Source organism: Enterobacter cloacae complex sp. P29RS, from assembly GCF_014893445.1.
In the GTDB taxonomy this organism is placed as follows: Bacteria; Pseudomonadota; Gammaproteobacteria; order Enterobacterales; family Enterobacteriaceae; genus Enterobacter; species Enterobacter intestinihominis.
The window spans coordinates 73,415-96,977 of the sequence record NZ_JADBPZ010000010.1 but is presented as its reverse complement, the minus strand read 5'-3'; the positions used below and the strand labels follow the sequence as shown (position 1 = coordinate 96,977).

The following is a 23,563-nucleotide window of genomic DNA, read 5'->3' as shown; positions in this document are numbered from 1 at the left end:
TTTTCAGAATTAATTCAGCAAAACGATAGTTACAATGAATTATTCCCGTCAGCACGCATTCATATCAAAAATACTCACAACCGCTGGCACTACACAAAACCGTTCACTTTTGTTACATTTTTTTTCAAACACACCCTGTTTTGATACTTAAAATGGGCTGTCTGCCGCACTGTCCCCCGCAGACAAGCGTATCCGTAACGATATCACTGGAGAAAAAATGGCTAAGCGTAAATTGGTGCTTCTGGGTGTATTACTGTCTCTGGCGGGCTCCGCATTCGCAGCCCCGCAAACGGCCGCCGCGCCTTCCGGCATTAAGGCTTATGAAGAGCAGGAGTTCATCGCCGACTTCACCAAATTTAAGATTGGCGATACCGCGCCCGCGCAGTATCAGACGCCAGAGTACACCATCAAACAGTACCAGCTACGTAACCTTCCCGCGCCCGATGCCGGTACGCACTGGACCTACATGGGTGAAAATTACGTTCTGATTGGCGATGCTGATGGCAAAATCTACAAAGCCTATAACGGAGATATTTTCTATCACCGCTGATACGATGATCCGGCCCTGGCAGGAGGACGACCGGCCATTTCTGCGCACGCTGTACCTGCATGCACGACGCGTGGCCTGGCCATGGCTGGACAATTCTGAATGGCAGCTTGAGGATTTTGACGCCGCAACGCGTGACGAGCAGATCTGGGTTGCGATTCACGACGGTCACCGGGTAGGGTTTGCCTCCGTCTGGGAAAATGATAACTTTTTGCACAATCTGTTTGTCGACCCGCTGTATCAGCGTCTGGGAGTTGGCCGTTTGTTACTGGAACAAGTACAGAGGACGTTTACCAGTACAGGCGCGCTGAAGTGTCTGGTGAAGAATGAGCGGGCGGTTGCGTTTTACCAGCGCCACGGCTGGCACATTGAGGCTACGGGGGATTCTCCGGAAGGAGAGTATTATTTGATGCACTATCGGCTTGGGTAAAGTCAGGTGGCGCTACGCTTATCTGACCTACAAAATCGAGGTAGGCCGGGTAAGGCGAAGCCGCCACCCGGCACTAACGCGCAGAGGCGTTACACCGCGCGGAAGGCGATCTCACTCGGGATCACGTCCCCCTGCCAGTACAGTTGCGCCGCAACGCGCCCCGCCAGCTGACGATAGATTTCCGTGAATTCGCTATCAGGACGGCTGACCACCGTCGGCTTACCGCTATCCAGATCTTCACGCAGTGTGATATGCAGCGGCAGTTGCCCCAGCAGCTGGGTGTGATATTGCGCCGCCAGCTTCTCCGCACCGCCGGTACCGAAGATCGGCTCATGGTGTCCACAGTTGCTGCAAATGTGCATGCTCATGTTCTCGACGATGCCGAGTACCGGCACCTCCACCTTCTCGAACATGACGATGCCTTTTTTGGCGTCGATCAGCGCGATATCCTGCGGCGTGGTGACCACGATGGCGCCGGTGACCGGAATGTTCTGCGCCAGCGTCAGCTGGATATCACCGGTGCCCGGCGGCATGTCCAGCACCAGATAATCGAGGTCAGGCCACATTGTCTCCTGCAACATTTGCAGCAACGCTTTGCTGGCCATCGGGCCGCGCCAGACCATTGCGTTATCGTCCGTGACCAGGTAACCAATGGAGTTGGTCGCCAGACCGTGCGCCACGATCGGTGCCATGTGGGTGCCGTCCGGCGAAGTTGGACGCTGGTTTTCAGCACCCAGCATGTTCGGAATGGACGGGCCATAAATATCAGCATCCAGAATGCCGACTTTCGCCCCTTCTGCCGCCAGAGCAAGCGCCAGGTTCACGGCGGTCGACGATTTACCCACCCCACCCTTGCCAGAACTGACGGCGATGATGTTCTTCACGCCGTTAACGCCCGGCTGATTTTTCACGCGCTTGAGCGTGGCGATGCTGTGGCTTAGCTTCCAGTCAATTGCTTTTGCGCCAGTAATGCGCAGCAGCTCAGAGCTGGTTTGCTCTTTCAGGGCATCAAAGGCGCTGGTCCAGACGAACGGCATCTGCAGCTCAATGTGCAGCGTATCGTCCAGCCATGCGACATGATGAAGCGCTTTCAGCGTCGTGAGATTGTGCTTCAGGGTTGGATGCTGAAAATTAGCCAGCGTCCCGGCGACCATTGCTCGTAAGGCTTCCGGTGATTTGGCCTGGGATTGAGAACTCATCCCGACTCCTTTGTTCTTGTGAATAAGACCTTAGATGAACAAGTTTACCTGAAAGGCCGTGGTTTGTGCTTACTTAATAATGCCCCTTTTGGTAATATCGAAAACCCTTTTCACAGTTAAAAGAAGTAATGCCTACTATGACTCAAGTCGCGAAAAAAATTCTGGTAACGTGCGCCCTGCCGTACGCCAACGGCTCAATCCACCTCGGCCACATGCTGGAGCATATCCAGGCTGATGTCTGGGTCCGTTACCAGCGAATGCGCGGCCACGAGGTGAACTTCATCTGTGCGGACGATGCCCACGGCACCCCAATCATGCTGAAAGCGCAGCAGCTGGGAATTTCCCCGGAACAGATGATCGCCGAAATGAGTCAGGAGCATCAGACCGATTTTGCTGGCTTTGACATCAGCTATGACAACTATCACTCCACGCACAGCGACGAGAACCGCGAGCTGTCAGAGCTGATCTACACCCGTCTGAAAGAGAACGGTTTCATTAAAAACCGCACCATCTCTCAGCTGTACGATCCGGAAAAAGGCATGTTCCTGCCGGACCGTTTCGTCAAAGGCACCTGTCCGAAATGTAAATCCCCGGACCAGTACGGCGATAACTGCGAAGTGTGTGGCGCGACCTACAGCCCGACCGAGCTTATCGAGCCGAAATCCGTGGTTTCCGGCGCCACGCCGGTGATGCGTGACTCCGAGCACTTCTTCTTCGACCTTCCGTCGTTCAGCGAAATGCTGCAGGCGTGGACCCGCAGCGGCGCGCTGCAGGAGCAGGTGGCGAACAAGATGCAGGAGTGGTTTGAATCCGGTCTGCAGCAGTGGGATATCTCCCGCGATGCGCCATACTTCGGCTTCGAAATCCCGAACGCGCCGGGCAAATATTTCTACGTCTGGCTGGATGCGCCAATCGGCTACATGGGCTCCTTCAAGAACCTGTGTGACAAGCGCGACGACACCGTAAGCTTCGACGAGTACTGGAAGAAAGATTCCACCGCCGAGCTGTACCACTTCATCGGTAAAGACATCGTTTACTTCCACAGCCTGTTCTGGCCAGCGATGCTTGAAGGCAGCAATTTCCGCAAGCCGACTAACCTGTTCGTACACGGCTACGTAACGGTCAACGGCGCGAAGATGTCCAAATCTCGCGGGACGTTTATTAAGGCCAGCACCTGGCTGAACCACTTCGATGCGGATAGCCTGCGCTACTACTACACCGCGAAGCTCTCTTCCCGCATCGACGATATCGACCTGAATCTGGAAGATTTCGTGCAGCGCGTGAACGCGGACATCGTCAACAAGGTGGTGAACCTGGCGTCCCGTAACGCAGGTTTTATCGCTAAACGCTTTGACGGCGTGCTCTCTGCCGAACTGGCCGATCCTGAGCTGTATAAAACCTTCACCGACGCCGCCGCTGCGGTTGGCGAAGCCTGGGAAAGTCGTGAATTTGGTAAAGCCATTCGCGAAATCATGGCGCTGGCAGACGTGGCCAACCGATATGTCGACGAGCAGGCGCCGTGGGTGGTGGCGAAACAGGAAGGCCGCGACGCCGACTTGCAGGCGATCTGCACCATGGGTCTGAACATGTTCCGCGTGCTGATGACCTGGCTGAAGCCGGTTCTGCCGCAGCTGGCAGCCCGCGCGGAAGCATTCCTGAACACCGAACTGACCTGGGATGCCATCCAGCAGCCGCTGCTCGGCCACAAGGTAAACACCTTCAAGGCGCTGTATAACCGCATCGAGATGAAACAGGTTGACGCGCTGGTGGAAGCATCAAAAGAAGAGGTGAAAGCGGCTGCCGCGCCGGTGACCGGCCCGCTGGCGGACGATCCGATTCAGGAGACCATCACCTTTGATGATTTCGCCAAAGTCGACCTGCGCGTGGCGCTGATCGAAAACGCGGAGTTCGTGGAAGGTTCTGACAAACTGCTGCGTCTGACGCTGGATCTGGGCGGCGAGAAACGTAACGTCTTCTCCGGCATTCGTTCCGCGTACCCTGATCCGCAGGTGCTGATCGGTCGTCAGACCGTGATGGTGGCAAACCTGGCGCCGCGTAAAATGCGCTTCGGCATCTCTGAAGGGATGGTGATGGCCGCAGGCCCGGGCGGAAAAGACATCTTCCTGTTAAGCCCTGACGAAGGCGCGAAGCCGGGTCAGCAGGTGAAGTAATAAATAAGCCGGATGAGAATCCGGCTTTTTTTTGCCCGGCGGCGCTACGCTTGCACGGGCCAACGAGTTTTTAGCCGGGTAAGGCGAGGCCGCCACCCGGCTAAAAATCACCCCTTCTGGTTATGCACCCGCTGCGTCAACCCACGCAGGAAATAACGCAGAAACTGATCCCCACACTCGCGGTAATTTTTATGATCCGGCGCGCGCATCATGGCGGTGATTTCCGGCATCGACACGCGAAATTTCTGCTCGGTCATGATCGCCAGAATGTCGTCAGTTTTCAGGGAGAACGCAATACGCAGCTTTTTCAGCACCGTGTTGTTATTCACCCGACGCTCAAGCGCCAGCTCAGGCGCAGATTCATCTTTGCCGCGCTTGTCGTAGATCAGGCCGTTCAGGAAGCCCGACAGAATGATGTCCGGGCAGCGAACAAAACCCTCTTCATCTTCTTTAGTCATCCAGGTGTCGAACCCGGCGGACGTGGATTCCATGTCGGAGAGCGCAAGAATGCGCACCATGTCATTATTGTTCGCTTTCAGGGTGTAGCGCAGGCTACGAAGAATATCGTTACTTAGCATAGAGCCTTCGAATGTCGATGATGCAATGGCGCGCAGTGTACCAGTTTTACAGCCCTATCGCCTCTTTCAAACTTTTCAGATAGCGACGACTGACGGGCACGGTTTGCCCTGCACGTAGCACCAGTTCGGCCTGGCCGTTATCTTCCAGGCGGATCTCCTTCAGGTGCGCCATGTTCACCAGATACTGTCGATGACAGCGGATCAGCGGCGTGCGGCTCTCCAGCGTGCGTAACGTAAGCTCGGTAAAGCCTTCGTTGCCTTCAGCGCTGGTGACGTATACCCCGCTCAGACGACTGCTGACAAAGGCAACGTCGTCCATTTGCAGGAGGTAAATCCGGCTGTGCCCGGTACAGGGGATAAACTTCAGGGGCTGCTGATGCTCCGGCAGCAGCGTCACGTCCTGCGCGGTACGCTCCTGGCGCAGACGGGTCAGGGTCTTTTCAAGGCGTTTCTCTTCAATCGGTTTCAGCAGATAATCAAACGCGTGCTCTTCAAACGCCTTTACCGCGTACTCATCAAAGGCCGTCAGAAAGACGATATAGGGGCGGTGCTCCGGGTCGAGCATGCCGACCATCTCCAGACCGCTGATGCGCGGCATCTGAATATCGAGGAACAGCACGTCCGGGCGCAGTTTATGCACAGCACCGATGCCTTCAATGGCATTGGCACATTCCCCCATAATCTCGATATCACTCTGCTCCTGCAACAGGACACGCAGGTTTTCCCGTGCTAACGGCTCATCATCAACAATCAGCACTCTTAACATGCGCTCTCCTCCAGCGGCAATCGTAAGGTAATTCGGGTATAGCGGTCTGGCTCACAGGCGACGGTGATACCGCAGTCATCACCAAAATGTGCGCGCAGGCGCTTATCCACCAGGCTCATGCCCAGACCGCCTGACGCGGAGGCTTCATACAGCCCCGCGTTATCTTCAATATCCAGCACCAGATGGTGGTTGAAACGGGAAGCGGAAATCATGATTTCTCCGGTTCCCAGCAGCTGCGACGTCCCATGCTTAATGGCGTTCTCCACAATCGGTTGCAGGGTAAAGGCCGGAAGATGCTGATACGCCAGCTCATCCGGGACGGATAACGACACCTGTAATCGTGACTGGAAGCGCGCTTTTTCAATTTGCAGATAGGCGTTTACATGCTCAATCTCGTCCGCGAGGGTGACGATCTCCGAGGGACGCTTCAGGTTTTTGCGGAAAAATGTCGACAGAAATTGCACCAGCTGCGCGGCCTGATCGCTGTCGCGGCGGATCACCGCCTTCAGCGTGTTGAGCGCGTTAAACAGGAAATGCGGATTCACCTGAGCGTGCAGGAGCTTAATTTCTGACTGCGTCAGCAGCGCTTTTTGCCGTTCATACTGCCCCGCCAGGATTTGCGCCGAAAGCAGCTGGGCGATACCCTCCCCCAGCGTGCGGTTGATGGAGCTGAACAGGCGATTTTTGGCTTCGTAAAGCTTAATGGTGCCCATGACGCGCTGGTTTTCGCCCCGCAGGGGAATGACCAGCGTAGAGCCAAGTTTGCACTGCGGATGCAGGGAACAGCGGTACGGCACTTCATTCCCGTCGGCATACACCACTTCACCCGTTTCAATAGCGCGCAAAGTGTAGGCCGAGGAGATCGGCTTACCTGGAAGATGGTGGTCGTCCCCGGTACCGGTAAACGCCAGCAACTTTTCGCGATCGGTAATCGCCACGGCCCCGATATCCAGCTCTTTATACAGCACCTGCGCCACCTTCATGCTGTTCTCCTCGTTGAATCCCTGCCGCAGGATCCCTTCCGTCGACGCCGCAACTTTTAATGCGGTGGCAGAAAATGCCGAGGTGTATTTTTCGAACATGGCGCGTTTGTCGAGCAGAATGCGCATAAACAGCGCCGCACCAACGGTATTGGTGACCATCATCGGTGCGGCAATGCTGCTGACCAGATGTAACGCATCGTCAAACGGGCGCGCGATCAGCAGGATGATCGCCATCTGCGCCATTTCCGCCACGAAGGTAATCGCCCCGGCGGTAAGGGGACTGAACACTTTATCCGGCCGTCCGCGCTTAATCATATAGCTGTGGACGAGACCACCGAGTAGCCCTTCGACAATGGTGGAGATCATGCAGCTTAGTGCCGTCATACCGCCCATCGAATAGCGGTGCAGGCCGCCGGTTAACCCCACCAGACCGCCCACGACCGGGCCTCCGAGCAGCCCGCCCATTACCGCGCCGATGGCGCGCGTATTGGCGATGGAATCTTCAATATGGAGACCAAACCAGGTCCCCATAATGCAGAATATGGAAAATACGACGTAGCAGAGGAATTTGTGCGGCAGACGGACGGTGACCTGCATCAGCGGAATGAACAGGCGCGTTTTGCTCATCAACCAGGCGATGACAAGAAACACGCACATCTGCTGAAGCAACAGCAGCACCAGATTAAACTCGTACATACTCACAAACCGCACATTCTAAAAACGCGTAACATACACTGATGGCGGTTAACTTTCTTTGAAACGTGCCAAAAAAGCGATAAATCGTGTCCGTCATCACACCTTTTGCCGGAGATAACCTGTCTTTCGTATAATTTGTACAAAAAAGAATCAAATCTTCCTGGTTCCGCAAAGTGGGTCTACAGTTAAGCTGGGGACGCGCAAGCCTGGGGGCGAAAATGGCGCTTTACACGATAGGTGAAGTGGCACTCCTGTGTGATATCAATCCCGTTACGCTACGGGCGTGGCAGCGACGGTATGGATTGCTTAAGCCGCAAAGAACGGACGGCGGGCACCGCCTGTTTAACGATGCGGATATTGACCGGATCCGCGAGATCAAAAGCTGGATCGACAATGGCGTACAGGTAGGCAAGGTGAAGTCGCTTCTGAGCCAGGACGATCCTGATACGCAGCATCTCTGGCGCGAGCAGCAGGAAACGCTGCTGAGGCTGTTGCAGACCGGCAATTTGCAGCGTCTGCGCGGCTGGATCAAAGAACAGGGTCGAGACTACCCCGCGCAAACCCTGATCACCCATCTTTTTATTCCCCTACGGCGTCGGCTTCAGTGTCAGCAAACCACCTTACAGGCACTGCTCAGCATGCTTGATGGCGTGCTGATTAACTATATTTCCGTCTGTCTTGCCTCAGCGCGGAATAAAAACAGCAAAGATGCGCTGGTGATCGGCTGGAACGTCCACGATACCACCCGGCTGTGGCTCGAAGCCTGGATTGCCACCCAGCAGGGCTGGCGCGTTGACGTGCTTGCACACTCCCTGGCACAGCTCAGGCCGGAACTGTTTGAGGGGCAGACGCTGCTGGTCTGGTGTGGCGAAGTCCCCTCCGCTTCCCAGCAGCAGCTCCTGACGGAATGGCGCGAACATGGTTATCCCGTTTACTCGCTGGGGCCAAATGCGTTGTAACGGCATTTAATGGTTCATTAACAGCTGCGCTTCACCGTATAATTGTTCCGTTAACAACAGGAGCACATGATGAAGGCAACGAAACTGGCCGTAATTACCCTTTTTGCACTGATGGCCGTCAGCGGTATCGGTGGCGTTATGCTTGCAGGTTATTCGTTTATTGTTCGCGGCGGTGTTGGCTGAGGTATCCGGCCAGGCGTTCAAACAGGCGATCCACCACAATCGCCGCCAGCGCAACCAGAACCGCCCCCTGAATAATATAGGCCGTGTTAAACCCGCTTAACCCAATAATGATTGGCGTCCCCAGCGTATTGACCCCGACCGTCGACGCGATGGTTGCCGTACCAATGTTGATGATCACGGACGTCCGCACACCGGCAATAATCACCGGTGCGGCCAGCGGCAGTTCAACCTTCAGTAGCCGCTGCCAGGCGCTCATTCCCATCCCTTCCGCTACGCTCAGCACCGATGCAGGCACCGCCGCAATGCCCGCCAGCGTCCCTTGCAGAATGGGCAACACGCCGTACAAGATCAGCGCAATGATGGCAGGCTCATGCCCAAAACCGATCGCCGGCACGGCAATCGCCAGCACGGCCACCGGCGGGAAGGTCTGCCCCGTTGCGGCGATGGTCTCCACCAGCGGACGGAACTCCCTGCCCGCAGGCCGCGTCACCGCAATACCGGCACCTGTGCCCAGCACGATGGCAATCACGCTTGACGCCGCTACCAGCCAGAAGTGCGCCAGGGTGAGATTAACAAAGCTCTCCTGCTGGTACACCGGGCGCGGCAGCCCGGGAATAAGCGCATTAAACAGCGCCGCGCTGTGCGGCATCAGGTAGAGTAAGGCGATAAACAGCCCTGTCAGCCAGAGTAACGGATCACGGACCCACTTCACGCGTCACCTCCCCCGCCAGCAGATCGCGAAAATGGATCGTCCCGCATGGCGTACCCTGCCCGTCCGCAACGGGTAACACCTCACACTGCCGGGCGACAAACGCCGAAAGGGCATCGCGCAGGCTCATCCCGTCATGCAGCGGTTCACCACCGATTTGCGCATCCTGCGGACGCAGATAGTCCCTGACGGTGCGCAGCGAGAGCAGCCTGACACCCAGCTCGCTGCGGCCAAAGAACTCACGCACAAAATCGTTTGCCGGCGACGCTAACAGCTCAAGCGGCGTACCCTGCTGGACGATTTCGCCGTGATCCATCAGTACCAGACGATCGGCCAGCCGCAGTGCTTCGTCGATATCATGCGTCACCAGCACGATGGTGCGCCCGAGAATACGGTGGATGCGGCTCATCTCGGCCTGAAGTGCGCCGCGGGTGACCGGATCCAGCGCGCCGAAGGGCTCATCCATCAGCAGTACCTGCGGGTTAGCGGCCAGCGCGCGCGCCACCCCGACCCGCTGCTGTTGTCCGCCGGAAAGCTGGTGTGGGTAGCGGTCGCGAAGCGACGCGTCCAGGCCCAGCAGCGCCATCAACTCGTCGACACGCTCATTGATCTTCCCCCGGGACCATTTTTCCAGCTGTGGCACGGTGGCAATGTTCTGCGCCACCGTCCAGTGGGGAAACAGGCCGATGGACTGAATGGCGTAGCCCATACGCCGCCGCAGCTCCCGCACCGGCAGGCTGCGGATCTCCTCTCCGGCAAAGCGAATCGTCCCGCTGTCGTGCTCCACCAGCCGATTGATCATCTTCAGCGTCGTCGATTTTCCCGACCCCGACGTCCCGATCAATACCGAGAACGCCCCCTCGGCAAAATGCAGATTGAGATGGCTTGCCGCCGGACGGCCCGCAAAGGTTTTACTCACATCATGAAATTCAATCATTGGCTCTTCTCCTGAGCAGCGCGAGCCACAGGGCAAACAGGGCATCCAGAACGACCGCCAGCGCAATCGTGGGCACAACGCCCAGCAACACCAGATCCAGCGCGCTGCTGAGCAGCCCCTGGAACACCAGCGCCCCAAAGCCGCCCGCCCCGATCAGCGCGGCAATCACCGCCATCCCCACGGTTTGCACCGTCACCACCCGCAGGCTGCGAACCAGCAGCGGAAGCGCAAGCGGCAGCTGTATTTTCCAGAAACACTGGCGCGCACTCATCCCCATCGCATGGGCGCTTTCCAGCACGTCGGGCGGAACCTGGCTTAAGCCCGCCACCACGCCGCGCACCAGTGGCAGCAGCGCATACAACACAAGGGCAATCAGCGCCGGGGTCAGCCCGGTTCCGGCAATGCCTGCCGCGGCCAACGCAGGGAAGGATTTAACCAGACCAGCGAGGGGGGCAATCAGCAGGCCAAACAGGGCAACGGAGGGGATGGTCTGAATAACGTTGAGCACGGTAAAGACGGCACCCTGGCGGCTGGGATGTCGGTAGCACCACATGCCCAGCGGCACGCCCAGCAGCAGCGCCGGGACCAGCGTCCCGAACAGGATCGTCAGATGTTGAGCCAGTGCGTTGTCAAACACCTCCTGGCGGTTGACGTACTCTTTTAACAGCGAGAGTTGATTCAGATCGCCGCTGAAGAGGATCAGCAGGGGGATAACCCAGAATTGCGCGTTCAGCAGCCAGCGCCACACAGGTATCGGCGTCAGGCGGCGAATGGCATCGCTACAGGCCAGCAGGCAGAGTGCCAGCCACAGCCACAGGCCGCTGCCAATCGACGTGCGCGCCAGCGGGCTTTCAACCGAGGCCATCTGCGTTGCCGCCTGTCCCGCGCTCCAGAACAGTACGATAAACAGCGCTTCGCTGAGCAGAAGCGTCAGCCACAGCGCGTTTCGCCCCGGCCAGAAGGCTAAGACTACGGTACTCGCCAGCGCCGCGCCCAGCAGCAGCGGCGTAAATGCCCAGATCTGCCACAGCGCGCGCGGTTCGCCCGACACCAGACGGTTTGGCGCGACATTCACAAAAGGTAACGCGACCGCCACGATGGCCACACAGACCAACAGCAGCAGGACGCGGTTATGACATTTTATTGGCACAGCCTTATCCCGTTACTTCACAAGCCCTTGTTGTTTCAGGAAGTCGGCAGCCACTTTTTTGGCATCCAGCCCCTCTACGGCAATGCTGGCATTCAGCTGTTGCAGCGTTTTCGCATCCAGTTTTTCAAACACCGGTTTGAGCCAATCGTCGATATCCGGGTAGGCTTTCAGCACCGCCTCGCGCACGACCGGGGTTGGGGCGTAAATTGGCTGAACGCCTTTCGGGTCGGTCAGGGTTTGCAGACCAAGCGCCGCGACCGGGCCGTCGGTGCCGTAAGCCATCGCCGCGTTGACGCCGGAGGTTTTCTGCGCCGCCGCCTTAATGGTCACCGCCGTGTCGCCGCCCGCCAGAGAGAGTAGCTGTGCCTGATCGAGCTTGAAATCATAAGCTTTTTCAAACGCTGGCAGGGCATCAGCGCGCTCGATAAACTCTGCCGAGGCCGCGAGCTTAAACTCGCCCTTCTCTTTCAGGTAGCGGCTGAGATCGTCAAGCGAGGTGAGCTTGCCTTTCTCGGCGATATCTTTGCGCACCGCGATGGTCCAGGTGTTGTTGGCCGGTGCCGGTGTAAGCCAGACCAGCTTATTTTTTTCCGCGTCCAGCTTTTTGACTTTTTCGTACCCGGCTTTGGCATTTTTCCAGGCCGGATCGTTTTCATCCTTGAAGAAGAATGCCCCGTTGCCGGTGTATTCCGGGTAGATATCCAGCTCGCCGGAAGTGATAGCACCGCGCACGACAGGCGTGGTGCCAAGCTGCACTTTATTGACCGTTTTCACGCCATGGCTTTCGAGTACCTGCAAAATGATATTGCCGAGCAACGCGCCCTCGGTATCAATTTTGGAACCCACCTTAACCGGCTCTGCGGCCTGTAACGGCAGGCTCAGCGCCGCCAGTAGCACCGCCGACCCTGTTATCCCCTTAGTAATCGTCATTCTACTTTCCTCATTATTTTGTGGCCTTTTTCATAGGCTTGAGAGAAAAGCGTAGCTTAAAACAGTGAATTTAACCGTTTTTCGTACCAGATGAGAGGCATCCCCCGCCAGGCGGGGGATAGGGAGAAAGGTAAGATTATTGCAGTTCAAACTCGGCTTTGTTCACGCGGGCGGAATCCACGCCGATGAAGACGTTGAATTTGCCAGGCTCGGCATCGTATTTCATCTGCTGATTCCAGAACTTCAGCGCATTTACGTCAATCGGGAAGCTGACCGTTTTGGTTTCGCCCGGTTTCAGGTTGACCTTTTCGAAGCCGCGCAGCTGTTTCACCGGACGGCTCATGGAGGCCGTGACATCCTGAACGTACATCTGGATCACCGTCGCGCCTTCGCGTTTGCCGCTGTTGGTCACTTCCACGCTGGCGGTCACTTTGCCGTCACGCTTCAGGGTCGGCGCCGACATTTTCACGTCAGAGACCTTAAACGTGGTGTAGCTCAGGCCATAGCCAAACGGATAGAGCGGGCCGTTAGCCTCGTCGAAGTAACGGGACGTGTACTTGTTCGGCTTGTCGGCGTTGTACGGACGACCGGTGTTCAGGTGGCTGTAGTAAACCGGGATCTGCCCGACGGAGCGCGGGAAGGACATCGGCAGCTTGCCGGACGGGTTGTAATCGCCAAACAGCACGTCGGCAATGGCGTTACCGCCTTCGGTACCGGCAAACCAGGTTTCCAGAATGGCGTCAGCCTGCTGGTCTTCTTTCACCAGCGCCAGCGGACGCCCGTTCATCAGCACCAGCACCAGCGGCTTGCCGGTGGCTTTCAGGGCCGCGATCAGGTCACGCTGGCTTTGCGGGATCGTGATGTCGGTCCGGCTGGAGGCTTCGTGCGCCATCCCCTGCGCTTCACCCACCACGGCGACCACCACGTCGGACTGCTTCGCGGCGTTAACCGCTTCGTCGATCATCTCTTTCGGCGTGCGTGGATCCACCTTCACCGCTTCCTCATACTGGTTGAGGAAGGTCACGATGTCTTTTTCGTCGGTGACGTTTGCGCCTTTGGCGTAAACCACTTTTGCATTATCACCCACAGCGCTCTTAATGCCTGTCAGCACGGTAACGGACTGATCCGCCACGCCTGCGGCGGACCAGCTGCCCATGACGTCACGCTTGCTGTCGGCCAGCGGACCGACCACGGCAATGGTGCCGGATTTTTTCAGCGGCAGCGTGTCGAGACGGTTTTTCAGCAGCACCAGGCTTTCGCGCGCCACTTCGCGGGCTTCTTTGCGGTGCAGGCGGCTTTCAGCATTGGTGTCCGCCGGATCAGACTCCTTCGGCCCCAGATGGCTGTAAGGATCGTTAAACAGCCCCATGTCATATTTCACGTTCAGCACGTGGCGAGCGGCATCGTCCAGCTCCGCCATCGTCACCTTGCCGCTCTTCACCAGCCCCGGCAGGTATTTGCTGTAGTATTCGTCGCTCATGCTCATGTTGATCCCGGACTTGAGTGCCACGCGTACCGCATCTTCCGGGTCAGACGCTGTGCCGTGCTTGATCAGCTCTTTAATCGCCCCGTGATCCGAAACGGTGATGCCCTTGAAGCCCCACTGGTCGCGCAGCACATCTTTCAGCAGCCACGAATCGGAGGTGGCAGGCGTGCCGTTGAGAGAGTTCAATGCCACCATCACCGCGCCGCTGCCCGCGTCCAGCCCCGCTTTGTACGGCGGCATATAGTCGTTAAACAGGCGCTGCGGACTCATGTCCACGGTGTTGTACTCTTTGCCGCCTTCCACCGCGCCATAGGCGGCGAAGTGCTTGACGCTGGTCATCACCGAGTAACGATCTGCCGGACTTTTGCCCTGCATCGCTTCCACCATGGTTTTGCCCATCGTAGCGGTTAAATAAGTATCTTCCCCAAAGCCCTCCGAAGCACGGCCCCAGCGCGGATCGCGGGAGACGTCTACCATCGGCGCCCAGGTCATGTTCAGGCCGTCGTCTGCGGCTTCATATGCCGATACGCGCCCGACGGTTTTCACCGCATCGAGGTTAAAGGAGGAGGCTAAGCCGAGGCTAATCGGGAAGACGGTACGCTGGCCGTGCACCACGTCGTAGGCGAAGAACAGCGGAATTTTCAGGCGGCTCAGTTCCATCACCTGATCCTGCATTTTGCGGATATCCTGGCGGGTAACGGTGTTAAAAATGGCTCCTACCTGCCCGTCTTTGATCATCTCGCGAATGGCTTCTTTCGGGTTCTCCGGGCCGACGCTGATCAGGCGCAGCTGGCCGATTTTCTCATCGACCGTCATCTTTTTGAGTAAATCCGTGACAAAGGCGTCGCGGGCTTCAGGCGTGAGCGGGTGATTACCAAACAAATCCTCTGCCAGCGCAGGTTGGAGCGCCAGGCTGACGGCGACACCTACAGAACATAGCCATTTCATGTTGTTATTCTCTCTCATCAATAACCGCGGGAAGCACCCGGCCAGACCGTGCGAAAAGCGCAGTGTGCCACAAAGCCTGAAAACCTTGCAGGGTTATTCTCTGATTTTTCTCATGAATACCCGACCGCTCAACGGCTAATCGCGCTATGCTTTACAGCGAGAAATTTGCCCCACCACAAGGAGTGGAAGATGTCTTCTGTTCGAACTAACGATAACACTACTTTTATTAACGAACTGTCGCGCCTGGTTGGTCACTCTCACCTGCTTACCGACCCGGCCAAAACCGCCCGCTACCGTAAGGGCTTTCGCTCCGGCCAGGGCGACGCGCTGGCGGTGGTCTTCCCCGGTACGTTGCTCGAACTGTGGCGCGTGCTCAGCGCCTGTGTTGCGGCAGACAAGATTATTTTAATGCAGGCTGCTAACACCGGCCTGACTGAAGGCTCCACGCCGAACGGCAACGATTACGATCGTGACATCGTGATTATCAGCACCCTGCGCCTCGACAAACTGCACCTGCTGGACAAGGGTGAACAGGTACTCGCCTTCCCCGGCACCACGCTCTACTCGCTGGAAAAGGCGCTTAAGCCGCTGGGTCGCGAACCGCACTCGGTGATCGGCTCTTCGTGCATTGGTGCCTCGGTGATCGGCGGGATCTGCAATAACTCCGGCGGCTCGCTGGTGCAGCGCGGCCCGGCCTACACGGAGATGTCGCTGTTTGCCCGTATCGATGAAAACGGCAAGCTGACGCTGGTTAACCATCTGGGGATCGATCTGGGTGTAACGCCAGAGCAGATCCTCAGCAAACTTGACGATGACCGCGTGAAGGACGAAGACGTTCAGCACGATGGCCGTCACGCGCATGACCACGATTACATCACCCGCGTGCGCGATATCAATGCCGATACGCCAGCGCGCTATAACGCCGATCCGGATCGCCTGTTTGAATCCTCCGGCTGCGCGGGCAAGCTGGCCGTTTTTGCGGTGCGCCTCGATACCTTCCCGGCAGAGAAAAAGCAGCAGGTGTTTTACATTGGCACCAATCAGCCGGAGGTGCTGACGGAGATCCGCCGTCATATTCTGGCCGAGTTCACTCACCTGCCGGTGGCGGGCGAGTATATGCACCGGGACATTTATGACATCGCTGAGCGCTACGGCAAAGATACCTTCCTGATGATCGACAAGCTCGGCACCGACAAAATGCCGTTCTTCTTCACCATGAAGGGTCGCACCGACGCGATGCTGGAGAAAGTATCGCTGTTCAAACCGCACTTCACCGACCGCTTTATGCAGAAACTGGGCAACGCCTTCCCGGCGCATTTACCGGAGCGGATGAAGACCTGGCGCGATAAGTATGAGCACCACCTGCTGCTGAAAATGGCCGGGGACGGAATTGCCGAAGCGCAGAGCTGGCTCACCGAGTTCTTCAAAACTGCCGACGGGGATTTCTTCGCCTGCACGCCGGAAGAAGGCAGCAAAGCCTTCCTGCACCGCTTCGCCGCGGCGGGTGCGGCTATCCGTTATCAGGCTGTGCATTCCGAAGAGGTAGAGGATATTCTGGCGCTGGATATTGCCCTGCGTCGCAACGATACCGAGTGGTTTGAACATCTGCCGCCGGAGATTGACAGCAAGCTGGTGCACAAGCTCTATTACGGCCACTTCATGTGCTATGTCTTCCACCAGGATTACATCGTCAAAAAAGGGGTGGATGCGCATGCGTTGAAAGAGCAAATGCTGGCGTTGCTGCACGAGCGTGGCGCGCAATATCCTGCCGAGCATAACGTGGGGCATTTGTACAAAGCGCCGGAGACGCTTAAACAGTTTTATCGCAAAAATGACCCTACAAACAGTATGAACCCCGGCATTGGTAAGACAACGCGGAAGAAATACTGGAAAGAGAGTGCCGAAACAGAGGAGCACAATACGCAAGCCTCTGATGAACGCCTATAGCCAAATTTAAGAGATTGTTAAGCTCTCCTCAATCGTACTAGAGTATCTGCCTGTTGCCAGAGAAACGTTTCTCTGGCTTTCCAAACAAGGAGCGGGCAGAACATGTCGGCTGTAGAGATTTTACCCGAAACTGAAATCGAGGTGCGCGACGCCCTTCCTGACGATGCACATGCCATCTCGGCGATATACGCCTGGCATGTGCTTCATGGCCGTGCGTCCTTCGAGGAAGTTCCCCCCACCGTCGATGAGATGCGTCAGCGGATGAAGAGTGTGACCGACAGCGGTTTACCGTGGCTGGTTGCGCTGTATCGCGGCATTGTCGTCGGCTACTGCTACGCCACGTTTTATCGTCCACGTCAGGCCTACCGGTACACCCTTGAGGAATCCATCTATGTGGATGCCAGCACCACCGGGCGCGGGTTTGGCTCGGCGCTGATGGATGCCCTGATTGCACGGTGCGAGCAAGGTCCCTGGCGGCAGATGATTGCTGTGGTCGGTGACGGAAACAATAATGCGGGATCGTTACGGCTGCATAAAAAACATGGCTTCGAGGTTGTCGGTCAACTGCGCAGCGTGGGGTATAAGAAGGGCGACTGGCGGGATACGTTGATCATGCAGCGTCCACTCAACGATGGTGACTGGACGCTGCCGGAGTAGGCGCTTTCGCCCGGTGGCGCTCCGCTTACCGGGCCTACGTATCGGGGCCGCTTTAGGGCCGTAGGCCGGGTAAGGCGAAGCCGCCACCCGGCACAGACAGGCGACTCAGTCGTTCTGCGCCGTCGCCATCTGTTCCGCTTTCTGCTTTTTATACGCCAGCGCTGAAGCCGGCACCGGCTGCACTTTCCCGGTTTCAATCCAGGTGCGCAGGCGGCTGGCATCCGCAAAGTGGGTATATTTGCCGAAGGCATCCATCACCACCAGCGCCACTGGTTTACCGTTAAACACGGTGCGCATCACCAGGCAGTGCCCTGCCGCATTGGTGAATCCGGTCTTGGTTAACTGAATATTCCAGTTATCGCGATACACCAGATGGTTAGTGTTGCGGAACGGCAGCGTATACGCCGGGTTCGAGAATGTCGCCATCTCCTCACGCGTGGTGCTGAGCTGACCAATCAGCGGGTATTGCTTACTGGCGATCAGCAGCTTGGTTAAATCACGCGCCGTCGAGACGTTATGGATCGACAGACCGGTTGGCTCCACGAAATGGGTATTTTTCATCCCCAGCGCTTTGGCTTTGGCATTCATCGCGCGGATAAACGCGTCGTAACCGCCAGGATAATGGTGGGCAAGGCTCGCCGCCGCGCGGTTCTCTGAGGACATCAGCGCCAACAGCAGCATATTTTTACGGCTGATTTCACTGTTCAGACGCACGCGAGAGTAGATCCCTTTCATCTCTGGCGTGTGGCTGATATCCACTTTTAGCTTTTCATCCAGCGGCAGTCGTGCATCAAGCACCACCATCGCGGTCATGACTTTGGTTATGGAAGCGATCGGGCGCACCAGATCCGGGTGACTGGCGTAGATCACCTTGTTGGTATTCAGGTCAACGATCATCGCGCTGCCGGACGCAATCTGGGGTTGCGCAGCAGCGATGGCAACTGCGGGCGTTTTGGCGATGGCTGGCGCGGTAGCGGAGACGCCCAACAGTAGCGCAAGACTAAGGAGTGACACTCGAAATTTCAGCATGATGAGACTTCTGATAATGATTCACGCACGTTATGACGTACACCGCCTGTGTCGACGGATAAACACAGGCTGGCTTCGGCATCATAGCGGTCACCGTGCGTTGTCGCCAGCGGAGAATCATAACCAGATGCTGCATTGCTGGCATTTACGCCAGCAATGCAGGGGACTTAAAAGAGACGGTATCCATAACCCCAAAGAATAACTGTCAGGGCCAGTAGCGCCTCAAGGACCAGCACGCCGATGGCAAGCGTAGAGCTGGAGAAGCTCAGGCCCTCTTCTTTATTGATGTTGAGGAAGGTTGGCACTCCTACATACAGCAGATAACCGGTGTAAAAGAGGGCAACCGTACCGATCAGCGCGCACAGCCAGACCAGTGGATAGAGCGCAACAATACCGCTTAAGAACAGCGGGGTCGCGACGTATCCGGCGAAGACCATACAGTGTGCCAGCGACGGGCGCTGCGGATAGTTGCGCGCCATCCAGTGGATGACCCGCCCCATTACCGCCACCCCGGCCAGCATCAGGCCATAAAACAGAATGGCCAGGTACAGTCCGGTAAACCAGGAAAGCTGAACCACGGTGCCGTCACCAAAGTTCCAGCCTATTTGCGTAGTACCAATAAACGCGCAGACCACCGGCACCGCTGCCATCAGCAGGACGTGGTGGGTGTAGTGATGCGCGACCGTTTCGTTCTCGTTACGGATGACCTGCATTTCACGATCGGGATGGGAGAAAAGTCCCCAGACATGGTTCATAACGCCCCCTTGTTGTCGGCCCGTCAGCGATAGCTAAAGTATAATGCAGGCTTTAGATTATTTTATGTACAGTGGGAAATTTCCGTTGATTGCCGCGTGGTTGATGGATGGGGTATATGATTAACGCAGGCACAGTAAGGGAGACGACATTTACTTAATGGATATCAACGGTCTTATTGAACAATATGGATACGCCGCGCTGGTCATCGGCAGCGTGGCAGAAGGTGAAACCATCACGCTGCTGGGCGGAGTGGCCGCACATCAGGGATTGCTGAAATTCCCGCTGGTGGTCGCCGCCGTCGCACTGGGCGGTATGATTGGCGACCAGCTGCTCTACTTTCTGGGTCTGCGCTTTGGTCCGACGCTTTTACAACGTTTTGCTAAGCATCAAAAGAAAATTCGTCGTGCTCAGCGGCTTATCCAGCGGCATCCCTATATGTTTGTGATTGGCACCCGCTTTATGTATGGCTTTCGCATCATTGGGCCAATACTGATTGGCGCGAGCCGCTTACCGCCGAAAATTTTCCTGCCGCTGAACATTATCGGGGCGATTGCCTGGGCGCTGATTTTTACCACGCTTGGCTACATGGGTGGCGAAGTGATAGGCCCGTGGCTGCATAATCTCGATCAGCATCTTAAACACTGGGCCTGGCTGATCCTGGTTGTTGCGGTGGTGATTGGGGTACGGCTGTGGCTCAAGCATCGTGAAAAGCGGCGGGATGAAGAGTGAGTGCGGCCTGCTGCCCCTCACCCTACCCCTCTCCCCAAAGGGTAGAGGGAACTCTATACACCCTCTCCCCTTTGGGGAGAGGGCTGGGGTGAGGGGAATGTTTATTCTGCTGGCTTAAACTGCGGATTCGCCAGCATAAAACCGCCGTCGACGATAAACGACTGCCCGGTGGTGTAGCTGGCGTCGCTGTCACACAGCCACGCCACCAGGCTGGCTATTTCTTTGGTATGCCCTGGCCGTGCCAGCGGGATTTCCGGCATTGAGCCTTCTTTCACTTCGCTGTCGTCCATATCATTCATCGGCGTGGCGATCGCACCAGGCGCAACGGCGTTCACCAGAATCTTATGTTTAACCAGCTCCAGCGCCATCGACTTTGTTAACCCGCCCAGCGCATGTTTGGCCGCCGTATAGGCGCTGGCGTCCGGCAATGGTGTATGTTCATGCACCGAGGTGATGTTCACGATCCGCCCCCCTTCTCCCTGCTTCACCATCTGACGCGCCGCGATTTGCGAGCAGAGAAACGCGCCGTCCACGTCAACGGTGAATATGTGCCGCCAGTCGTCAAACGACAGGTCCAGAAATGGCGCTTTGTTCATCGCCCCGGCATTGTTAACCAGCACATCCAGCCGCCCGAAACGCGTAATCAGGGTTTCAATGGCCTTTGCGCCTTCCGGCAAATTGCTTAAGTCGAGCTGGATGGCCTCGGCACTCTGCCCGCGCGCTTCAATTTCACGGCAGGTTGCCAGCGCCCCTTCCTCATCTGAATGCCAGGTCACCCCGATATCAAACCCGCGTTCGGCCAGCATCAGGGCCGTCGTTTTGCCAATTCCTGAATCCGATGCGGTAACAATTGCGACTCGCGTCATACTCACCTCCTGAAAATCTGCAAAGAGGTAAGTATAGATAATGCGCGATTTTAGCTGTGATGATATCCGCCACCCAGCGCGGAGGTGAGCTGGAGCGTAGCATCCACGTACTGACCTTTCAGCATCAACCCGGCAATACGCTCTTTGAGCGCCGGAATTTTTGCTTCACTCACCCGCGAGCCGGCAATGATCCCCGCGCTGAAGCGCGCCTGTGCCAGCGCAACGACGCGCGCCGCATCTTTTTCGATCTGCTGCTGGTGCTGATTTTTGGCGGTCAGGGTTTCCACTTCGCTGGCCGTCCGGGCAACCTGGTTTACGGCGTCCACTACGGCCTTATTGTAGTTCGCCACGGAGAGGTTGTTTTGCGCCTGGGCGATATCCAGGTTCGCATTCAACCGACCACTGTCAAAAATTGGCAGCGTCAGCCCCGCGGTTACGCCCATTTGCTGAGCAGATGAGCGGAACAGGTCGCTAAGGTGCAACGCATCCTGCTGTAAGAACGCCATCAAATTGATGTCAGGGTAGAACGCGGCTCTGGCGGCATCCACTTCGCTCATGGACGCTTCGATATACCAGTGCGCCTCCTGCAAATCCGGGCGGCGAGCCAGCAGCTCATAACCGAGCGTTGACGGCAGCGACGCCTCTGCGTCAGGTAAGGCATGCCGGGCGAGCGTGACTGAAGGGGTATTGGTCAATGCATTCAGACGCGCCTCAATGGCCTTCATTTTGCCGTGCACGTCAGCGAGCTGTTCATCGGTTTTGCTGGCATTGATATCTGTTTCAACGCCTTCCACCGAGGAGGTAATGCCGTGCTGATAAAGCTCACGATCGGCACCGATGATATTTTCCTGCTCCCGTTTGATCTGCGCGAGCACGTCACCCACCGCGGCCTCGGTCTGCCAGTCCCAGTACAGCCGCGCGACGCTGCTGGCGAGCAGCTGTCGGGTCTGCTCCAGCTCCGCTTTTTGCGCATTCACTTTACCGATGCGGGCCTCAATTTGGGCGCGGTTTTTACCCCATAAATCCAGATCCCATCCGGCCGTCAGACCAAAGGTGCCGTTGGTGTACCAGGGTCCGGTTGTCCCCGCCGCCGGGTCAGTCAGGGCGAATGGCCCCATCAGCCCCTCTGCCGACATCTTTTGCCGTTCCACATCTGCGGAAAAATCCATTTGTGGACCATCAGCAGCGACAGCGGCTTTCGCCTGTGCTTCTGCCAGGGTGATGCGCTGCCGGGCAATTTGCATATCCGGTGCATCCGCCAGCGCTTTAGCAATCAGCGCGTTAAGCTGAGGGTCATTAAAATCTTTCCACCATTCGTTTTTTGGCCAGTCGGCATGACTTAGTTGGGTATTTACAGCAGCGGCGGCGGCTTGCGTTTTCACTGGAGACACCGTGGCATGTTCCGGCGCGCAGGCGGACAGCATAAAAATAAGGGGAGCACTCAGAGATAAAGTAAGAGAACGTTTCATTACGCCATAAACTCAAAAAAAATAAAGGCGCAACTTACGCTTACTGACGTTCCGTTTTTTAGTAACGCGTGGCAATCCGCATATTGTTATACATTTTCATATCCGGAAATTTATTCCTCAAGCGAATGATTTAATTTCACCTATTCATACCAATTATGAATTGACTGCTACACTTACTGACGACAGACATACGCAGGAGAGGCGAATGAAAATATTATTGTGGGCTATTTTGATTATATTTCTGATAGGGCTGCTGGTGGTAACCGGTGTATTCAAAATGATTTTCTGATACGTTTGCCCGGCTCCGCGCCGGGCAAACGTATTCACACTTCACTCAGTGCTTCGACTGGATCACACGGGCAATATCCGCCGACGTCTGTAGCGTACGGATCTCCTGAAATAATCCCAGCGCGTCGTCGTACTCTTTCCGTAAATAACTCAGCCACTGCTTAATGCGCGCGACGTGATACAACCCGGTATCGCCCTGCTTTTCCAGCCGCGTGTATTTTTGCAGGAGTTTCACCACGTCCGCCCACGGCATCCGCGGCTCATTGTATTTCACCACCCGGCTGAGGTTCGGCACGTTCAGCGCACCGCGGCCAATCATCACGGCATTACAGCCGGTCTCTTTGAGGCAGGCCTGCGCGCTCTCGTAATCCCAGATTTCGCCGTTAGCAATCACCGGAATAGTAAGCCGTTTGCGGATCTCGCCAATCGCCTGCCAGTTAATGCGCTCGGCTTTATAACCATCCTCTTTGGTTCGCCCGTGCACCACCAGCTCGGTGGCGCCCGCCTGCTGCACCGCGTCGGCAATTTCAAACTGCTTGTCGCCGCTGTCCCATCCCAGACGCACTTTGACCGTCACCGGCAGATGCGATGGCACCGCCTCACGCATGGCCTTTGCGCCGCGATAAATCAATTCCGGATCTTTGAGTAACGTCGCCCCGCCGCCGCTGCCGTTGACCAGCTTTGACGGACAGCCGCAGTTAAGATCGACACCGTACGAGCCAAGCGCTACCGCGCGGGCGGCGTTTTCCGCCAGCCACTCAGGATACTGGCCGAGCAGTTGAATGCGCACCAGCGTACCGGAGGGGGTGCGGCTCTGACGATGCAGTTCCGGACAGAGACGATAAAATGATTTTTCTGGCAGCAACATATCGACCACGCGCAAAAACTCCGTCACGCAGAGATCGTAATCGTTCACCTCGGTAAGCAGCTCGCGCACGAGAGAGTCGAGCACGCCTTCCATCGGGGCCAGTAAAACACGCATTCTGAGTACCTGTGAAAAAAGACGCGCTATAGTAGCTGCTCTCTATGTATGTTGAAAGCCCGGCGTTCCATTCTGGAATGTCTGGTATGCCCAAAATTCATGATGTGATCCGTGGCACATTTTCAGGTTTAATTGTATGATGAATACGTCTCAGCAAGGACTTTCACC

23 protein-coding genes are annotated in these 23,563 nt (G+C 56.7%); 9 read left to right on the top strand and 14 right to left on the bottom strand.

What is annotated here, in order from left to right; genetic code table 11:
- Window positions 1-217 precede the first annotated feature (217 nt).
- Entirely contained in the window at window positions 218-550 is a 333-nt protein-coding gene (locus tag IM282_RS09725; protein WP_022648672.1) for an RcnB family protein, read from the top strand.
- The gene (locus tag IM282_RS09720) at window positions 501-977 is read left to right on the top strand and encodes a GNAT family N-acetyltransferase (protein WP_045620917.1); all 477 of its coding nucleotides are present in this window, start codon (window positions 501-503) and stop codon (window positions 975-977) included. The genes IM282_RS09725 and IM282_RS09720 overlap by 50 nt, the downstream gene beginning before the upstream one ends.
- Window positions 978-1,066: 89 nt before the next feature.
- On the opposite strand, the gene apbC is transcribed toward IM282_RS09720, so the two are convergent.
- On the bottom strand, window positions 1,067-2,176 hold the full coding sequence (gene apbC / locus IM282_RS09715; RefSeq protein ID WP_192970357.1) for an iron-sulfur cluster carrier protein ApbC: 1,110 nt from the start codon (window positions 2,174-2,176) through the stop codon (window positions 1,067-1,069).
- Between the two features lie 137 nt (window positions 2,177-2,313).
- Here apbC and metG point away from each other — a divergent pair, with 137 nt between their 5' ends.
- Window positions 2,314-4,347: a methionine--tRNA ligase gene (metG, locus tag IM282_RS09710; RefSeq protein WP_048966454.1), complete on the top strand. Its 2,034-nt coding sequence runs from the start codon at window positions 2,314-2,316 to the stop codon at window positions 4,345-4,347.
- Window positions 4,348-4,454: 107 nt separating this feature from the next.
- Here metG and IM282_RS09705 read toward each other — a convergent pair whose 3' ends face one another.
- From IM282_RS09705 to IM282_RS09695, 3 genes are read right to left on the bottom strand one after another with little or no spacing between them, the layout of a single operon-like run.
- A complete protein-coding gene (locus IM282_RS09705; RefSeq protein WP_015572337.1) occupies window positions 4,455-4,925 on the bottom strand; it encodes a DUF1456 family protein in 471 nt (156 codons plus the stop codon).
- Between the two features lie 46 nt (window positions 4,926-4,971).
- Window positions 4,972-5,691, bottom strand: coding sequence for a two-component system response regulator BtsR (btsR, locus tag IM282_RS09700; RefSeq protein ID WP_023300576.1), 720 nt, complete (start codon window positions 5,689-5,691; stop codon window positions 4,972-4,974).
- Window positions 5,685-7,370: a sensor histidine kinase gene (locus IM282_RS09695; RefSeq protein WP_023300577.1), complete on the bottom strand. Its 1,686-nt coding sequence runs from the start codon at window positions 7,368-7,370 to the stop codon at window positions 5,685-5,687. Before IM282_RS09695 ends, btsR begins: the two co-directional genes overlap by 7 nt.
- A 218-nt stretch (window positions 7,371-7,588) precedes the next feature.
- Here IM282_RS09695 and mlrA point away from each other — a divergent pair, with 218 nt between their 5' ends.
- Window positions 7,589-8,329, top strand: coding sequence for an HTH-type transcriptional regulator MlrA (gene mlrA, locus IM282_RS09690; protein WP_022648677.1), 741 nt, complete (start codon window positions 7,589-7,591; stop codon window positions 8,327-8,329).
- A 69-nt stretch (window positions 8,330-8,398) separates the two neighbouring features.
- Complete coding sequence (locus tag IM282_RS09685) at window positions 8,399-8,512, top strand: protein YohO (protein ID WP_022648678.1); 114 nt, start codon at window positions 8,399-8,401, stop codon at window positions 8,510-8,512.
- Here the strand turns inward: IM282_RS09685 and IM282_RS09680 are convergent.
- From IM282_RS09680 to bglX, 5 genes are all read right to left on the bottom strand, one after another.
- Entirely contained in the window at window positions 8,487-9,224 is a 738-nt protein-coding gene (locus tag IM282_RS09680) for an ABC transporter permease (protein WP_108367148.1), read from the bottom strand. The genes IM282_RS09685 and IM282_RS09680 overlap by 26 nt on opposite strands.
- The gene (locus IM282_RS09675) at window positions 9,208-10,158 is read right to left on the bottom strand and encodes an ABC transporter ATP-binding protein (protein ID WP_192970356.1); all 951 of its coding nucleotides are present in this window, start codon (window positions 10,156-10,158) and stop codon (window positions 9,208-9,210) included. The genes IM282_RS09680 and IM282_RS09675 overlap by 17 nt, the downstream gene beginning before the upstream one ends.
- Entirely contained in the window at window positions 10,151-11,308 is a 1,158-nt protein-coding gene (locus IM282_RS09670; RefSeq protein WP_063137688.1) for an ABC transporter permease, read from the bottom strand. Before IM282_RS09670 ends, IM282_RS09675 begins: the two co-directional genes overlap by 8 nt.
- A gap of 12 nt (window positions 11,309-11,320) precedes the next feature.
- Window positions 11,321-12,238 (bottom strand): ABC transporter substrate-binding protein, encoded by a 918-nt coding sequence (locus IM282_RS09665; protein WP_063137689.1) that lies wholly within the window; start codon window positions 12,236-12,238, stop codon window positions 11,321-11,323.
- Between the two features lie 136 nt (window positions 12,239-12,374).
- Complete coding sequence (bglX, locus tag IM282_RS09660) at window positions 12,375-14,672, bottom strand: beta-glucosidase BglX (RefSeq protein ID WP_192970355.1); 2,298 nt, start codon at window positions 14,670-14,672, stop codon at window positions 12,375-12,377.
- Window positions 14,673-14,861: 189 nt separating this feature from the next.
- Here bglX and dld point away from each other — a divergent pair, with 189 nt between their 5' ends.
- Both dld and IM282_RS09650 read left to right on the top strand, forming a co-directional pair.
- Entirely contained in the window at window positions 14,862-16,619 is a 1,758-nt protein-coding gene (gene dld / locus IM282_RS09655) for a D-lactate dehydrogenase (RefSeq protein ID WP_023330164.1), read from the top strand.
- A 102-nt stretch (window positions 16,620-16,721) separates the two neighbouring features.
- A complete protein-coding gene (locus tag IM282_RS09650) occupies window positions 16,722-17,276 on the top strand; it encodes a GNAT family N-acetyltransferase (protein ID WP_022648685.1) in 555 nt (184 codons plus the stop codon).
- A gap of 105 nt (window positions 17,277-17,381) precedes the next feature.
- On the opposite strand, the gene pbpG is transcribed toward IM282_RS09650, so the two are convergent.
- Both pbpG and IM282_RS09640 read right to left on the bottom strand, forming a co-directional pair.
- Entirely contained in the window at window positions 17,382-18,305 is a 924-nt protein-coding gene (gene pbpG, locus IM282_RS09645) for a D-alanyl-D-alanine endopeptidase (protein ID WP_032623916.1), read from the bottom strand.
- A gap of 167 nt (window positions 18,306-18,472) precedes the next feature.
- Window positions 18,473-19,060 carry a Yip1 family protein gene (locus tag IM282_RS09640; protein WP_003859296.1) on the bottom strand — a complete coding sequence of 196 codons (588 nt, stop codon included), beginning with the start codon at window positions 19,058-19,060 and terminating at the stop codon, window positions 18,473-18,475.
- Between the two features lie 157 nt (window positions 19,061-19,217).
- On the opposite strand from IM282_RS09640, the gene IM282_RS09635 reads away from it, so the two are divergent.
- Window positions 19,218-19,790 carry a DedA family protein gene (locus tag IM282_RS09635; RefSeq protein ID WP_063853852.1) on the top strand — a complete coding sequence of 191 codons (573 nt, stop codon included), beginning with the start codon at window positions 19,218-19,220 and terminating at the stop codon, window positions 19,788-19,790.
- A 101-nt stretch (window positions 19,791-19,891) separates the two neighbouring features.
- Here IM282_RS09635 and IM282_RS09630 read toward each other — a convergent pair whose 3' ends face one another.
- Both IM282_RS09630 and mdtQ read right to left on the bottom strand, forming a co-directional pair.
- Window positions 19,892-20,656 carry an SDR family oxidoreductase gene (locus IM282_RS09630; RefSeq protein WP_063849706.1) on the bottom strand — a complete coding sequence of 255 codons (765 nt, stop codon included), beginning with the start codon at window positions 20,654-20,656 and terminating at the stop codon, window positions 19,892-19,894.
- Window positions 20,657-20,706: 50 nt separating this feature from the next.
- Window positions 20,707-22,125, bottom strand: coding sequence for a multidrug resistance outer membrane protein MdtQ (mdtQ, locus tag IM282_RS09625; protein WP_045308653.1), 1,419 nt, complete (start codon window positions 22,123-22,125; stop codon window positions 20,707-20,709).
- A gap of 205 nt (window positions 22,126-22,330) precedes the next feature.
- Between mdtQ and yohP the strand changes: the two genes are divergently transcribed.
- The gene (yohP, locus tag IM282_RS09620) at window positions 22,331-22,414 is read left to right on the top strand and encodes a small membrane protein YohP (RefSeq protein WP_000698460.1); all 84 of its coding nucleotides are present in this window, start codon (window positions 22,331-22,333) and stop codon (window positions 22,412-22,414) included.
- A 45-nt stretch (window positions 22,415-22,459) separates the two neighbouring features.
- Here yohP and dusC read toward each other — a convergent pair whose 3' ends face one another.
- On the bottom strand, window positions 22,460-23,395 hold the full coding sequence (dusC, locus tag IM282_RS09615; protein ID WP_048965914.1) for a tRNA dihydrouridine(16) synthase DusC: 936 nt from the start codon (window positions 23,393-23,395) through the stop codon (window positions 22,460-22,462).
- Window positions 23,396-23,563: the final 168 nt, after the last annotated feature.

Excerpts from the sequence above, each read along its gene's own strand:
- IM282_RS09725 (WP_022648672.1), top strand. The coding sequence starts at position 218 with ATGGCTAAGCGTAAATTGGTGCTTCTGGGTGTATTACTGTCTCTGGCG.
- IM282_RS09720 (WP_045620917.1), top strand. The coding sequence starts at position 501 with ATGGCAAAATCTACAAAGCCTATAACGGAGATATTTTCTATCACCGCT.
- apbC (WP_192970357.1), bottom strand. The coding sequence starts at position 2,176 with ATGAGTTCTCAATCCCAGGCCAAATCACCGGAAGCCTTACGAGCAATG.
- metG (WP_048966454.1), top strand. The coding sequence starts at position 2,314 with ATGACTCAAGTCGCGAAAAAAATTCTGGTAACGTGCGCCCTGCCGTAC.
- IM282_RS09705 (WP_015572337.1), bottom strand. The coding sequence starts at position 4,925 with ATGCTAAGTAACGATATTCTTCGTAGCCTGCGCTACACCCTGAAAGCG.
- btsR (WP_023300576.1), bottom strand. The coding sequence starts at position 5,691 with ATGTTAAGAGTGCTGATTGTTGATGATGAGCCGTTAGCACGGGAAAAC.
- IM282_RS09695 (WP_023300577.1), bottom strand. The coding sequence starts at position 7,370 with ATGTACGAGTTTAATCTGGTGCTGCTGTTGCTTCAGCAGATGTGCGTG.
- mlrA (WP_022648677.1), top strand. The coding sequence starts at position 7,589 with ATGGCGCTTTACACGATAGGTGAAGTGGCACTCCTGTGTGATATCAAT.
- IM282_RS09685 (WP_022648678.1), top strand. The coding sequence starts at position 8,399 with ATGAAGGCAACGAAACTGGCCGTAATTACCCTTTTTGCACTGATGGCC.
- IM282_RS09675 (WP_192970356.1), bottom strand. The coding sequence starts at position 10,158 with ATGATTGAATTTCATGATGTGAGTAAAACCTTTGCGGGCCGTCCGGCG.
- IM282_RS09665 (WP_063137689.1), bottom strand. The coding sequence starts at position 12,238 with ATGACGATTACTAAGGGGATAACAGGGTCGGCGGTGCTACTGGCGGCG.
- bglX (WP_192970355.1), bottom strand. The coding sequence starts at position 14,672 with ATGAAATGGCTATGTTCTGTAGGTGTCGCCGTCAGCCTGGCGCTCCAA.
- dld (WP_023330164.1), top strand. The coding sequence starts at position 14,862 with ATGTCTTCTGTTCGAACTAACGATAACACTACTTTTATTAACGAACTG.
- IM282_RS09650 (WP_022648685.1), top strand. The coding sequence starts at position 16,722 with ATGTCGGCTGTAGAGATTTTACCCGAAACTGAAATCGAGGTGCGCGAC.
- pbpG (WP_032623916.1), bottom strand. The coding sequence starts at position 18,305 with ATGCTGAAATTTCGAGTGTCACTCCTTAGTCTTGCGCTACTGTTGGGC.
- IM282_RS09640 (WP_003859296.1), bottom strand. The coding sequence starts at position 19,060 with ATGAACCATGTCTGGGGACTTTTCTCCCATCCCGATCGTGAAATGCAG.
- IM282_RS09635 (WP_063853852.1), top strand. The coding sequence starts at position 19,218 with ATGGATATCAACGGTCTTATTGAACAATATGGATACGCCGCGCTGGTC.
- IM282_RS09630 (WP_063849706.1), bottom strand. The coding sequence starts at position 20,656 with ATGACGCGAGTCGCAATTGTTACCGCATCGGATTCAGGAATTGGCAAA.
- mdtQ (WP_045308653.1), bottom strand. The coding sequence starts at position 22,125 with ATGAAACGTTCTCTTACTTTATCTCTGAGTGCTCCCCTTATTTTTATG.
- yohP (WP_000698460.1), top strand. The coding sequence starts at position 22,331 with ATGAAAATATTATTGTGGGCTATTTTGATTATATTTCTGATAGGGCTG.
- dusC (WP_048965914.1), bottom strand. The coding sequence starts at position 23,395 with ATGCGTGTTTTACTGGCCCCGATGGAAGGCGTGCTCGACTCTCTCGTG.